Annotated in this window: 11 protein-coding genes and 1 pseudogene; 7 read left to right on the top strand and 5 right to left on the bottom strand. The window is 74.4% G+C overall.

Annotation, left to right across the window (positions count from 1 at the left end; genetic code table 11):
* Positions 1-2: 2 nt before the first annotated feature.
* Positions 3-1,423, bottom strand: a pseudogene (locus QFW81_RS04910) (aldehyde dehydrogenase family protein).
* A 51-nt stretch (positions 1,424-1,474) separates the two neighbouring features.
* Between QFW81_RS04910 and QFW81_RS04905 the strand changes: the two are divergent.
* The 7 genes from QFW81_RS04905 to QFW81_RS04875 all read left to right on the top strand — a co-directional run bounded on the left by QFW81_RS04905 (position 1,475) and on the right by QFW81_RS04875 (position 8,934).
* Positions 1,475-2,035, top strand: coding sequence for a gamma carbonic anhydrase family protein (locus QFW81_RS04905; protein ID WP_280577475.1), 561 nt, complete (start codon positions 1,475-1,477; stop codon positions 2,033-2,035).
* A 71-nt stretch (positions 2,036-2,106) separates the two neighbouring features.
* Positions 2,107-2,847: an RDD family protein gene (locus tag QFW81_RS04900; RefSeq protein ID WP_425603977.1), complete on the top strand. Its 741-nt coding sequence runs from the start codon at positions 2,107-2,109 to the stop codon at positions 2,845-2,847.
* Complete coding sequence (locus QFW81_RS04895; RefSeq protein WP_280577474.1) at positions 2,844-3,899, top strand: stage II sporulation protein M; 1,056 nt, start codon at positions 2,844-2,846, stop codon at positions 3,897-3,899. The genes QFW81_RS04900 and QFW81_RS04895 overlap by 4 nt, the downstream gene beginning before the upstream one ends.
* The gene (locus QFW81_RS04890; RefSeq protein ID WP_280577473.1) at positions 3,889-5,469 is read left to right on the top strand and encodes a DUF4129 domain-containing protein; all 1,581 of its coding nucleotides are present in this window, start codon (positions 3,889-3,891) and stop codon (positions 5,467-5,469) included. The genes QFW81_RS04895 and QFW81_RS04890 overlap by 11 nt, the downstream gene beginning before the upstream one ends.
* 23 nt (positions 5,470-5,492) lie before the next feature.
* A complete protein-coding gene (locus QFW81_RS04885) occupies positions 5,493-6,587 on the top strand; it encodes a DUF4350 domain-containing protein (RefSeq protein WP_280577471.1) in 1,095 nt (364 codons plus the stop codon).
* Positions 6,584-7,573, top strand: a complete 990-nt coding sequence (locus tag QFW81_RS04880) for an AAA family ATPase (protein ID WP_280577470.1) — start codon at positions 6,584-6,586, stop codon at positions 7,571-7,573. The genes QFW81_RS04885 and QFW81_RS04880 overlap by 4 nt, the downstream gene beginning before the upstream one ends.
* Entirely contained in the window at positions 7,570-8,934 is a 1,365-nt protein-coding gene (locus QFW81_RS04875; protein ID WP_425603976.1) for a DUF58 domain-containing protein, read from the top strand. Before QFW81_RS04880 ends, QFW81_RS04875 begins: the two co-directional genes overlap by 4 nt.
* Before the next feature lie 426 nt (positions 8,935-9,360).
* Here QFW81_RS04875 and QFW81_RS04870 read toward each other — a convergent pair whose 3' ends face one another.
* The 4 genes from QFW81_RS04870 to hemB all read right to left on the bottom strand — a co-directional run bounded on the left by QFW81_RS04870 (position 9,361) and on the right by hemB (position 12,232).
* Positions 9,361-9,711 (bottom strand): hypothetical protein, encoded by a 351-nt coding sequence (locus QFW81_RS04870; protein ID WP_280577469.1) that lies wholly within the window; start codon positions 9,709-9,711, stop codon positions 9,361-9,363.
* A gap of 214 nt (positions 9,712-9,925) precedes the next feature.
* Complete coding sequence (aroE, locus tag QFW81_RS04865; protein ID WP_280577468.1) at positions 9,926-10,768, bottom strand: shikimate dehydrogenase; 843 nt, start codon at positions 10,766-10,768, stop codon at positions 9,926-9,928.
* Positions 10,769-10,823: 55 nt separating this feature from the next.
* On the bottom strand, positions 10,824-11,246 hold the full coding sequence (locus tag QFW81_RS04860; protein ID WP_280577467.1) for a GNAT family N-acetyltransferase: 423 nt from the start codon (positions 11,244-11,246) through the stop codon (positions 10,824-10,826).
* Positions 11,243-12,232 carry a porphobilinogen synthase gene (gene hemB / locus QFW81_RS04855; RefSeq protein ID WP_280577465.1) on the bottom strand — a complete coding sequence of 330 codons (990 nt, stop codon included), beginning with the start codon at positions 12,230-12,232 and terminating at the stop codon, positions 11,243-11,245. The genes QFW81_RS04860 and hemB overlap by 4 nt, the downstream gene beginning before the upstream one ends.
* Positions 12,233-12,282 lie beyond the last annotated feature (50 nt).

The following is a 12,282-nucleotide window of genomic DNA, read 5'->3' as shown; positions in this document are numbered from 1 at the left end:
GCTCAGCGCACGAGGACGTCGATGAGGCGGGCGACCTTCGCATAGGGCGGCCTGAGCAGGTCGCTGGCCGCGAGTCGCGGCTGCCACAGGATCGGCAGCTGCTTGCCCATCGCGTCGAACCCCGCGCGGCCGTGGTAGGCCCCCATGCCACTGGCGCCGACGCCGCCGAAGGGCAGTGCGTTGATGCCGAAGTGCACCAGGGTGTCGTTGACGGTGATGCCGCCGGCCAGGGTGCCGCGCAGGATCGCCTCGATGCTGGCGCGCTCGTTGCTGAAGGGATACAGCGCCAGCGGCCGGTCGCGCGCGTTGACCTCGGTGATCGCGGCCTCCAGCGTGGCCACGCGCCGGATCGGCAGGATCGGGCCGAAGATCTCCTCCTGCATCACGGTGGCGTCGTCGCCGGGATCGAGCACCAGGGTCGGCGCGAACACGCGCCGCGCGCGGTCGTGGGTGGCAGCCAGGGGCAGCACCGCGAGCCCGCGCCCGCGCGCGTCGTCGAGGTGCGCCTGCAGGCGCGCGAACCGGGCGTCGTTGATGATGCGGGTGTAGTCCCCGGCGGTGCCGAGGTCGCCGTAGCGCGCCGCNCCGCGACCTCGGCCCGCAGCGCCGCCACCAGCGCGTCGCGACGCGCGTCATCGCCCACCACCAGCACGTAGTCGGGCGCGATGCAGGTCTGCCCGGCGTTGAACCACTTGCCGGTCGCCAGCCGCGCGGCCACGCGTTCCACCGCCGCATCCGCGCACACGATCGCCGGCGACTTGCCGCCGAGCTCCAGGGTGAGCGGGGTGAGGTTGGCCGCGGCCGCCGCCATCACCTTGCGGCCGACCGCGGTCGAGCCAGTGAACACGAGGTGGTCGAACGGCAGCGCGGAGAAGGCCGACGCGATGTCGGCACCGCCGGTCGCCACCGACACCCGGTCGGCGGGAAACACGTCGGCCAGCAGCGCGCGCAGGAACTGCGCGCTGCGCGGGGTGTGTTCCGAGGGTTTTAGGTACACGTGGTTGCCGGCCGCGATCGCGGTGGCGAGCGGGATCAGCGCGAGGTTGACCGGGTAGTTCCAGGGCGCGATCACGCCCACCACCCCCAGCGGCGCGTGGCGCAGTTCCGCACGCGCCGGCCAGAAGCGCCAGCCGGTACGCACGCGGCGCGGCCGCATCCACCGGCGCAGATGGCGGCGCAGGTGGTCGAGTTCGGTCAGCACGGTCATGCCGTCCGCCACCAGCGACTCGTGTCGCGAGCGGTGGCCGAAATCGGCGGCGATCGCGTCGGCCATCTCCGGCAGGCGCCGCTTCAGGGCATCGCGCAGACGCTGCAGGTCGGCGCGGCGCTGGGCCAGGCCGGGCACCTGTGCCTGCCAGGCGCCGCGCAGCCGCGCGAGCGTGGGCGCGAGGTCGGCGGGCGGGGTGTCCGCAGCGGGCAGCATGGAACGCAGTGTAGACGGGGCCGCGCGGGCGCAGGCCCTACAATGTGCGCCATGACTCCGATGCCTACCCGCCTGCGGCCCCATCGCGGCCGCCTGCCCGAACTGGGCCAGCGCGTCTACGTCGACCCGTCGGCCGAGGTGATCGGCGACGTGGTGCTGGGCGACGACGTGTCGATCTGGCCGATGACCGTGATCCGCGGCGACGTCAACTACATCCGCATCGGCGCGCGCAGCAACGTGCAGGACGGGGTGGTGATCCACGTCAGCCACGACGGCCCGCACCTGAAGGACGGCGGCTTCGCCACCGTGATCGGCGAGGACGTCACCATCGGCCACAAGGCGATCATCCATGCCTGCCGGATCGAGGACGCCTGCCTGATCGGCATGGGCGCGGTGGTGATGGACGGCGCGGTGGTGAAGAAGCACGGCTTCGTCGGCGCCGGCGCGCTGGTCTCGCCCGGCAAGGTGGTCGGCGAGGGCGAGCTGTGGCTGGGCAATCCGGCGCGCTTCGTGCGCCGCCTGGACGAGGCGCAGATCGAGGCGCTGTACTACAGCGCGCAGCACTACGTGCGGCTCAAGGACGACTACCTGGCCGACGCCGCCGGCGGCTGAGCCGGGGCCGCGCGCGCTCGCGTACAGTAGCCGCGTGCCGGCGACGGCACGGCGACGGGGGAGACGGCGACTTGGGAGACGGGACCACCGCAACGGATGCGGCGGAGCAGCCTGCACGCGATGGCGCGGTGCTCGACACCCTGCGCGAGATCCACACTCCCGAAGGCGTCGCGCTGCGACTGGCCGCGGCCGGCCCGGTGCCGCGCGCCTGCGCCTGGCTGATCGACCTTGCGATCAGGTTCGGCCTGCTGCTGGTGGCGTCGATGACGCTGGCCCTGCTCGGTGAGGCCGGCAGCGGCCTGTACCTGGGCTTCCTGTTCCTGGTGGTGTGGGCCTATCCGGTGCTGTTCGAAGTGCTGTGGGACGGGCAGACGCCGGGCAAGCGCGCGCTGGGGCTGCGGGTGGTGGCCGGCGACGGTGCGCCCGTGGGCTGGCTGGCGGCGTGCGTGCGCAACCTGATGCGGACCGTGGACATGCTGCCGTTCGGCTACGGGTTCGGGCTGGCGTCGAGCCTGGTCGACCGCTGGAACCGCCGCCTGGGCGACATCGTGGCGCGCACGCTGGTGGTGCACGTCGTGCGCCCGCGCCCGGCCGCCGACCTGCCGGGCGGATCGGGGGCGGCGCCGGCGGTCGCGCTGCTGCCCGCCGAGCAGGCGGCGGTGGTGGCATTCGCCGAGCGCGCCTGGACGCTGACGCTGCAGCGGCGCGAGGAGCTGGCCGATATCGCCGCGCCGCTGACCGGCGCCACCGGCGAGGCGGGCATGCAGCGACTGTTCGGCATCGCCCGCTGGCTGCTGGGGCGGGCGCCATGAGACAGGAGGCGTTCGCCGCACGCCACGGGCCGGAATGGCGCGGGTTCGAGAGCTGGCTCGAGCGCCGCGGCGGCCGTGGCGCGCGCGCGCGACCGGCGCCGGACGCCCCCGGGCTGCGCGACGAGGACATGCCCGCGCGCTACCGGCGCCTGTGCCAGCAGCTCGCGCTGGCGCGCCGGCGCGGCTACAGCCCGCAGCTGGTCGAACACCTGCAGGCGCTGGTGCAGCGCGGCCACGACGTGCTCTACCGCGCGCCGCCGGCGCCGTGGCGACGCGCGCTGCGGTTCCTGGCCGCCGGGTTCCCGCGCCTGGTGCGCGACCAGCGCGGCTGCCTGTGGCTGTCGGCGGCGCTGTTCGTGCTGCCCACGCTGGCGATGTTCGCGGCCGTGCAGCAGTGGCCGCAGCTGGCGCACAGCGTGTTCGCCCCGCACGAACTGGCCCGGTTCGAATCGATGTACGACCCGGCCGATCCCTCGCATGCGCTCGGCCGCGAGAGTGGCACCGACCTGGCCATGTTCGGCTACTACATCCTCAACAACGTCAGCATCGGCTTCCGCACGTTCGCGTCCGGCCTGCTGGCGGGCGTGGGCACCGCGTTCGTGCTGGTCTTCAACGGCGTGGTGTTCGGCGTGGTCGCCGGGCACCTGCAGGCGGTGGGCCACGGCGATCCGTTCTGGCGCTTCGTCGCCGGGCATTCGGCGCCCGAGCTGGTGGCGATCGTGATCGCCGGCGCGGCAGGGCTGCGCCTGGGCCTGGCGCTGCTGGCACCCGGGCGCCTGCGCCGCGCCGACGCGCTGGCGCAGGCCGGCCGGGTGGGCGCGCAGCTGTGCCTGGGGATCCTGGCGATGCTGGTGTTCGCGGCGTTCGTCGAGGCGTTCTGGTCCTCGACCGGATCGATCCCGGCGCCGGTGAAGTTCGCCGTCGGCGGCGCGCTGTGGGCACTGGTGCTGGGGTGGCTGGCGCTGGCCGGACGCGGCGGCGAGGCGCCGGCCGCATCCGCCGCGCGTGGCCCGCGCCGGCGCGCGCAGGGAGCGACCCCGCATGCGCCTTGACCGGGCCCGGGTCGAACTGCGCCCGCGTTCGGCGTGGGAGGCGATGGAACTGGGCACGGCGCTGGTGCGACGGCATGCGCGCGCGATCTGGCGGCCGTGGGCGATCGCGACCCTGCCGCTGTTCGCGCTGCTCAACGCCGCCGCATGGACGATCGACGCGCTGTGGCTGGCGGCGCTGGCGATGTGGTGGCTGCTGCCGCTGTTCGACCGGATCGTGCTGCTGGTGCTCTCGCGCGCGGTCTTCGGGCAGGCGCCCGGGGCACGCGAGGTGCTGGCGGCGCAGTGGCGCCTGGGCTGGCGCGGCACCGGTGCGCGCCTGGCCTGGGCACGCCCGAGCCCCTGGCGCTCGATCGCGATGCCGGTGGAACTGCTGGAAGGCCTCGACGGCGACGCGCTGCGGCAGCGGCGCAACGTGGTGGTCGACGGCATCCAGGGACACGCGTTCCTGCTCACGCTGGTCAGCCAGCTGTTCGTGGTCGCGCTGCTGGTCTCGCTGCTGTCGCTGGTGCTGATGTTCGTGCCGGCCGAACTGCTGTCCGAGTCCGCGCGCGCGATGTGGTCGCTGGTGACCGACGCGCCGCCACGCTGGGCCCAGCTCGGCTTCAACCTGGCGCTGTGGCTGGCGCTGTCGACGATCGAGCCGTTCGTCGTCGGCGCCGGCTTCGGGCTGTACCTGAGCCGCCGGGTGCGGATCGAGGCCTGGGACATCGAGCTGGCGCTGCGGCGCATGCGCGCGCGCCTGGCCGCGCCGGTCGCATGCGTGCTGGCTGCGGCGCTGCTGCTGCCTGTGCCGGCGCGGGCGCAGGCCTCGCCCGCGCAGCGCATCGAGGCCGAGCGCGAGCGGCGCGCGCACCTGCCGCCCAAATCCGTCCCCGATGAACGCTCCGCGCCCGCGGACACCGATGCGGACACGCTCGCCCGCGTGTTCGGCGAATCGGCGCTGGCGGACACCCGACCGTTCCGGCAGGCGGTGCGGCGCGCGCACGAGGATCCGCTGCTCGACCGCAGCCGCCTCGTCCGCAGCTGGGAGCCGCGCAACCGGCGTGAACCGCAGCAGCGCGAACTCCCGCCCTGGCTGCTGGCGGCGGGGCGGGTCGTCGCGATCGTGGCCGAGTACGGGCTGTGGCTGCTGCTGGGCATCGCCGTGCTGGTGGCGGCGCTGACCGCGCGCCGCTGGTGGCCGTGGATGCGCGGGCTGGCCGCGCCGCGCGCGTCCGCGACGCCGGTCGAACACGCCGCGGTGGTCGAGCCCGACACACTGCCCGACGACCTGACCGGCCACGTGCGCCGGCTCTGGCGCGAGGGGCGGCCGCGTCGCGCGCTGGCGCTGCTGTATCGCGGCAGCGTCGAGGCGATGGCCGCGCGCGCCGGTGTGCACCTGGTGCCCGGCGCGACCGAGGCCGAGTGCCTGCGCGCGTCGCGCCGGCTGCCCGAGGCCGACGACCGCGACGCCTTCGCGCGCGTGGTGCGCGTGTGGCAGCACGCCGCCTATGCCCGGCGCCTGCCGGACGATGCGGCGTTCGAATCGCTGCTCGATGCGCTGTCGCGACGCTTCGGGTGGGCGCGGTGAACGGGCGCACGCCCAGGATCGCGATGGCCGCGCTCGGCGTGCTGTGCGTGGCCGTGTTCGCGGCCTGGTGGCTGCACAGCTTCGAACGCGTGGAGCGCCGCCAGCCGCTGCCGCCCGCCGGCGAGGCGTCCTACAACCCGCTGTACGCACTGCGACTGGCGCTGCGCGCCGACGGCGTGGACGCCACCTCGCGCCAGCGCCTGGACCTCGCCGCGCATCCGCCCGGGCCGCTCGACACGGTGCTGCTGCTCGGCGATGCGAATACGCTGGCCCCGCGCGAGGTGGACGCGCTGCTGGCGTGGGTGGACGGCGGCGGCCACCTGCTGGTGTCCACGCCGCGCGGCCGGCGCGTGGCGGCCGCGCCGGCGGCGGCGTTGCTGCCGCGGCTGGGCATCGAGCTGCGTGCGGGCGGGGGCTGCGAGCGCCTGCACCTGCCCGGCCAGGATCCGCACGTGGAGTTCTGCGGCGGCACCCGCTTCATCCCGCGCGGCGTGGATCCCGAACTGGCCTGGGGCGATTTCGCCGCCGGCTTCGTGTTCGCGCGCCTGCGCCGCGGCGATGGTGTGGTGGACGTGCTGGCCGCGCACGATTTCCTGGAGAACGGCGCGCTCGACGAAGCGCCGCATGCCGCGCTCACCCGGCAACTGCTCGACCGCAACTACGGCCGGGGCACGATCCACCTGGTGTATGCGGCCAGCATGCCGGCGCTGTGGCGGCTGCTGCTCGAGCGCGGGTGGATGGCGTGGGCGCCGCTGCTGCTGGCACTGGTGGCGTGGCTGTGGATGCGGCTGCAGCGGTTCGGTCCGGTCCTGCCGTCGCCGCCGCAGCAGCGCCGATCGCTGCTCGAACACGTCCAGGCCAGCGGCGAGCACCTGCGGCGCTACGGCCACGCCGCGCTGCTGCACGCGGCGGTGCGCGACGCGTTCCTCGACCGCCTGCGCCGACGCGATCCACTCGCCGCCGCGCTCGACGGCGGCGCCCGTGCCGAGGCGATTGCCGCGCGCACCGGCCTGGCCGCCGCCGACATCGAACACGCCCTGCGCGCGCCCCGGCCGCGCGACGGCAACGACTTCCGCCAGCGTGTGGCCCGGCTCATCGACATGAGAAGACGACTATGACCGACACTCCTTCCCCCACGCCCGCGCTCACCGGCGAGGCCCTGGCCGAACGCGTGGCGCGCGTGCGCGCCGAAGTCTCGCGTGCCTTCATCGGCCAGGACGACGTGCTCGACCAGATACTGGTGGCCCTGCTCGCCGGCGGCCATGTGCTGCTGGAGGGCGTGCCCGGGCTCGGCAAGACGCTGCTGGTGCGTGCGCTGGCGCAGGCCCTGGGCTGCGGCCACGCGCGGGTCCAGTTCACCCCCGACCTGATGCCCAGCGACGTCAGCGGCCACGCCGTGTGGGATGCGCGCAGCGAGACCTTCAGCGTGCGCCGCGGCCCGATCTTCACCAACATCCTGCTCGCCGACGAGATCAACCGCGCGCCGGCGAAGACCCAGTCGGCGCTGCTGGAGGCGATGCAGGAACTGCAGGTGACGATCGAGGGCCAGAGCTTCGCGCTGCCGCCGCCGTTCATGACCCTGGCCACCCAGAACCCGGTCGAGCAGGAGGGCACCTATCCGCTGCCCGAGGCGCAGCTCGACCGCTTCCTGCTGAAGGTGCTGATCGGATATCCCGACCATGCGGACGAGGTGGCGATGGTGAGCGCGATCAGCGAGGGCCGCGTGGCGGCCGCGTTCGACCTGTCGCAGGTGGCGCAGGTGCTCGACGCCGACGGCATTGTCGCCCTGCAGCGCGGCACCGCGGCGACCACGCTGGATCCGGCGGTGGTCGACTACGCGGTGCGGATCGCCGCCGCCACGCGCACCTGGCCCGGCATCGCGCTCGGCGCCGGGCCACGCGGCAGCCTGGCGCTGGTGCGCGCCGCGCGCGCGCAGGCGGTGCTGTCGGGACGCGACTTCGTCACCCCCGACGACGTGCGCGACGTGGCGACGCCGGCGCTGCGGCACCGCATCGCGCTGGCGCCGGAGCTGCAGATCGAAGGCCAGGACACGGACCAGGTGCTGCGCGCGCTGCTGGCCCGGGTGGACGCGCCGCGCCAGTGAGTCCGGCGGCCGCCAATGCGACGCCGGTGCGTCGTGGCTTCCTGCCGCGGCCTGCGTCGGGGCTGGTGTGGGCGGCCGTGGGTTGGGGCCTGCTGGGCGTGGCGGCCAGCCTGGGCTGGGTGCCGGCGCCGGCGTGGACGCTGGCCGGCGCCGCGCTGGCGCTGCTGGCGCTGGGCGATCTGGCCTGGCTGTGGCGCACCCCGGTGCCGGACGTGGCGCGGCGAGCGCCGGACGCGCTGGCGCTCGGGGTCGAACGCGAGGTGGCGCTGGAACTCGAGCCCGGCGCGCGTGCCGTGCGCGTGGACGTGCACGACCTGCATCCGGGCGGATGGGCGGTGTCGGGCCTGCCGCGGCGGGTCGCGCTGGCGCCGGGCATGGTCTCGACCGTGCGCTACCTGGCGCGGCCGGACATGCGCGGGACCGTCGCCTTCGACGGCGTGCACCTGGTGCTGCATTCGCCGCTGCGGCTGTGGCGGCGGCTGTGTCTGGCCGGCGCGACGCAACGGGTGCGCGTGTTCCCGGATTTCGCCCCGCTGTCGAAGTTCGCCCTGGTCAGCGCCGAACGCGCCTCGCGCATGATCGGCGCGCACCTGCGCCGGCGCCGCGGAGAGGGCACCGATTTCCACCAGATGCGCGAGTACCGGGTGGGCGACAGCCTGCGCCAGATCGACTGGAAGGCGACCTCGCGCGCGCGCAAGCTCATCTCGCGCGAATACCAGGACGAGCAGAACCAGCAGCTGGTGGTGGTGCTCGACACCGGCCGGCGGATGCTGGCGCGCGAACCTGCGGGCGAGGGCGACGGCCTGTCGCATTTCGACCACGCACTCGACGCCAGCCTGCTGGTGGCCTGGCTCGCGCTGCGGCGCGGGGATGCGGTCGGGCTGTACGCGACCGGCGGCGAGCGCCGCTGGGTGCCGCCGGCGCGCGGCATGGCGACCATCGACACCCTGCTGCGCGCCAGCTACGACCTGCAGCCGGCGCCGGTGGCCACCGACTACCTCGCCGCCGCCACCGAACTGTCGCTGCGCCAGCGCCGCCGCGGCCTGCTGATGCTGGTCACCAACCTGCGCGACGAGGACATCGACGACCTGCTCGCCGCGGTGCGCCTGCTGCAGAAGCGCCACCTGGTGGTGGTGGCCTCGCTGCGCGAGCGGGTACTCGACGCGGTGCTGGACCAGGACGTGCCCGACCAGGCCGCCGCGGTGCGCGCCGGCGCCACCGCGCGCTACCTCGCCCAGCGCGCCGCCGCCCACGACGCCCTGCGCCGCCATCGCGTCGCCGTGCTCGACGTCACCGCCGCGCAGCTGCCCGGCGCCCTGGTCGAGCGCTACCTGGCGATCAAGCGCGAGGGGCTGCTGTAGCGGATCCGGAATGGCGTCGTCGGATGAGCGGCGGATGTCTGGCGAGTCTGTCGCCCGGACAAGGCTGCGGACCGCATTCCGGGTCTGCGAAATACGGGCGCTTCGACGTGCAGCCGGATGCGGAGGCAGGCGAACGTCCGCTGGCGCGTCCCCGGCGCCCCGGGTGCGCTGCGCTTACCCGGGCTACGTCCTGCGGCGCCGCCGTGTCGCCCGGACAAGGCCGCAGGCCGCATCCGGGAGTGCCCGGTCGCTTTGAGCGTCGCCGTTCGCCGCGCCCGCGACGGGCCGCCAGCCGTCACACCGGCGTGGTTCGGCCGCGTAGCCCGGATAAGGCCGCAGGCCGCATCCGGGAAAGGGATTTCGCCGGTTGCCTCGGATCATCGCCCCACAGGTCGTCCGGACACGGACGCCGGCTGGATCCCCGGTTCAATCGCGGCGCCGGATCACCGCCAGCGCCAGCAGCACGATCGCCACGCCATGCAGCGCCTGGAACACGATCCCGACCGCGGTGTAGGCCAGGCCCACCGTTGCGGGCGCGATCCCGCCTTCGATGATCCAGGCCTGCATCCCGGCGAACACGACCCGGGTGACCACCGCGAGCGCCACCAGCAGGCCGGCGCCTGCCAGCGCCACGCCGCGCGCGCGTCCCAGCTTCGGGCCCTGCACCAGCAGCATCACCAGCACGGCGATCGCGAACCCCAGTTCCACCAGCAGCACCGGCGCCTGGCCGGCGAGAGTGGACAGGAACACCGCGAGGAACGAATCACCAGCGATCATGCCGCCTGCCCTGCCGGATGACCGGTCCCGGATCGTGCCCGCTCGGTGGACGGACGGACAACGTCCGGCCACCGCAGCCGCGAATCGCGCTCGCAGGCGCCGTGTCGCCCTGCGGCCTCCGGCCGGCGACCGCGGCGGGAACCAGCGCGGCGCCGATGTGCCCGTCGCCGACTGGCTGACCGGTTCGCAGTTCCGTCCCTGTCGCCGCCGCGCATCAGTCCGCCGTCACCAGCGCCGCATGCCGCGCGTGCAGGTGCTCGTAGACCGCGTCGGTCTGCGGCCGCACGCCGTGCCACAACGCGAAGCTCTCCGCCGCCTGTTCGACCAGCATGCCCAGTCCATCCACCGCCTCGTGTGCGCCCGCCGCGCGGGCCCAGGCCAGGAACGGGATCGCCGCCTCGCCGTAGCTCAGGTCGATCGCGGCGCTGCGCGGGCCCAGCAGCGACATCGGCAGCCGCGGCAGCTGCCCGCCGCGGGCGGCCGAGGTGGCATTGATCAGCAGCCCGAAATCGCCCAGCGCCGGCAGGTCGGCCAGGTAGCGCGCGTGCACGCGCCCGGGCTGGCCCAGGGTGTCGACCAGCGCGTCGGCACGTTCGGGCGTGCGGTTGACGATGTACAGCTCGCCGATGCCGGCATCCAGCAGCGAGGGCGCGATCCCGCGTGCGGCGCCGCCGGCGCCGATCATCAGCGTGCGGCGCTGGCGCAGGTCGAGGCCGCGGCGTTCGGTGAGGTCGCGCACCAGGCCGGCGCCGTCGGTGTTGTCGCCGTGCCACTGGTCGCCCATGCGCGCCAGGGTGTTGACCGCGCCGGCGCGACGCGCGCGGTCGGTGGTGGTCGCGCTCAGCGCGAACGCGGACTCCTTCAGCGGCAGGGTCACGCTGGCGCCCTGGCCCCCGGCGGCGGCGAAGACCTCGAGCGCGTCGAAGAAGGTGTCGAGCGAAGCGTCGATCGCCTCGTAGCGCAGGTCGATGCCGGTCTGGCGGCCGAACGCGGCATGGATCTGCGGCGAAAGCGAATGCCCGACCGGGTGTCCGAAGACCGCGTAGTGGCTGCTCATGGCGGGGCGCTTTGCGTTCGTGGACCGGGTCCGAGTCTACCCGGAGCGCGGACGATCAGCGCAGCGCCCGGACGTAGACGTGCTGGGTCTTGAGCGCTTCGTAGCCCAGCGCCGGATAGAACGCGTGCGCGGCCTCGCGCGCCAGCGCGGCGCGCACCAGCACCTGGCCCACGCCGCGGCGCCGCGCCCAGGCTTCGGTCGCGGCCACCAGCTGGGTGCCGATGCCGCGGCGCTGCGCGCCGGGATCGACCGCCAGCCAGGTCAGCTCGATCCGCTCGCCCGCGGGCAGCAGGCGATGCTCGGCGGCGGCGAAGCCGCAGGGACCGGCGTCGCCCTCGGCCACGAACACCGCATGCGTGGCGAGGTCCAGGATCCGCGCCAGCCGGGCCTGCACGCCCGCGGTATCGGCATCGGCCTCCAGCACGGCCGCGAGCGCGGCGATCGCGGGCAGGTCTTCGGTGGCGGCGCGGCGGATCATGCGTCGCGCAGCCAGCGCGCCGCATCGAGCGCGAAGTAACTCAGCACGCCGTCGGCGCCGGCACGCTTGAACGCCAGCAGCGCTTCGAGCGCGCAGGCACGTTCGTCCAGCCAGCCGTTGGCGGCGGCGGCCTTGAGCATCGCGTACTCGCCGCTGACCTGGTAGGCGAACGTCGGCACGCCGAAGGTGTCCTTCACCCGGCGCACGATGTCCAGGTACGGCAGGCCCGGCTTGACCATCACCATGTCCGCGCCCTCGTCGAGGTCGAGCGCGACCTCGCGCAGCGCCTCGTCGGCATTGGCCGGATCCATCTGGTAGGTGGTCTTGTCGGCCTTGCCCAGCGCGGCGGCCGAGCCGACCGCGTCGCGGAACGGGCCGTAGAACGCGCTGGCGTACTTGGCGGCGTAGGCCAGGATGCGGGTATGCACGTGGCCGGCCTCTTCCAGCGCGACCCGGATCGCGCCGATGCGCCCGTCCATCATGTCGCTCGGCGCGACCACGTCGGCGCCGGCCGCCGCGTGCGAGAGCGCCTGCTTCACCAGCGCGTCGACGGTGGCGTCGTTCAACACGTAGCCGGTGTCGTCGAGCAGGCCGTCCTGGCCGTGCGCGGTGTAGGGATCGAGTGCGACGTCGGTGATCACGCCAAGCTGCGGGAAGCGGCTCTTCAGCGCACGCACCGCGCGCTGGGCCAGGCCGTCCTCGTCCCAGGCGGCCGTCGCGTGCAGCGACTTGGCCTCGGGTGCGGTGACCGGGAACAGGGCCAGCGCCGGGATGCGCAGTTCGCTGGCCGCCTCGGCCACGCGCAGCAGTTCGTCGATCGACAGCCGTTCGACCCCCGGCATCGACGCCACCGGCGCGCGGCCGGTGGCATCGTGCACGAACACGGGCTGGATCAGGTCGTCGGTCGTGAGCACGGTTTCGCGCATCAGCCGGCGCGAGAACGCGTCGCGACGCATCCGCCGCAGGCGGGTATCGGGATAGGCCATGCGCGGATTCTAGGCGCTTCGGCCATGGGCGTCCCGGAGGACGGTCCGGC

The sequence above is a fragment of the Luteimonas kalidii genome (assembly GCF_029887935.1).
Lineage (GTDB): Bacteria > Pseudomonadota > Gammaproteobacteria > Xanthomonadales > Xanthomonadaceae > Luteimonas > Luteimonas kalidii.
This window is presented reverse-complemented; position numbering and strand designations above follow the sequence as displayed.

What these genes read in the sequence shown, in the direction of transcription:
- QFW81_RS04905 (WP_280577475.1), top strand. Translation starts at nt 1,475, where the DNA reads ATGACTCCGATGCCTACCCGCCTGCGGCCCCATCGCGGCCGCCTGCCC.
- QFW81_RS04895 (WP_280577474.1), top strand. Translation starts at nt 2,844, where the DNA reads ATGAGACAGGAGGCGTTCGCCGCACGCCACGGGCCGGAATGGCGCGGG.
- QFW81_RS04890 (WP_280577473.1), top strand. Translation starts at nt 3,889, where the DNA reads ATGCGCCTTGACCGGGCCCGGGTCGAACTGCGCCCGCGTTCGGCGTGG.
- QFW81_RS04885 (WP_280577471.1), top strand. Translation starts at nt 5,493, where the DNA reads ATGGCCGCGCTCGGCGTGCTGTGCGTGGCCGTGTTCGCGGCCTGGTGG.
- QFW81_RS04880 (WP_280577470.1), top strand. Translation starts at nt 6,584, where the DNA reads ATGACCGACACTCCTTCCCCCACGCCCGCGCTCACCGGCGAGGCCCTG.
- QFW81_RS04870 (WP_280577469.1), bottom strand. Translation starts at nt 9,711, where the DNA reads ATGATCGCTGGTGATTCGTTCCTCGCGGTGTTCCTGTCCACTCTCGCC.
- aroE (WP_280577468.1), bottom strand. Translation starts at nt 10,768, where the DNA reads ATGAGCAGCCACTACGCGGTCTTCGGACACCCGGTCGGGCATTCGCTT.
- QFW81_RS04860 (WP_280577467.1), bottom strand. Translation starts at nt 11,246, where the DNA reads ATGATCCGCCGCGCCGCCACCGAAGACCTGCCCGCGATCGCCGCGCTC.
- hemB (WP_280577465.1), bottom strand. Translation starts at nt 12,232, where the DNA reads ATGGCCTATCCCGATACCCGCCTGCGGCGGATGCGTCGCGACGCGTTC.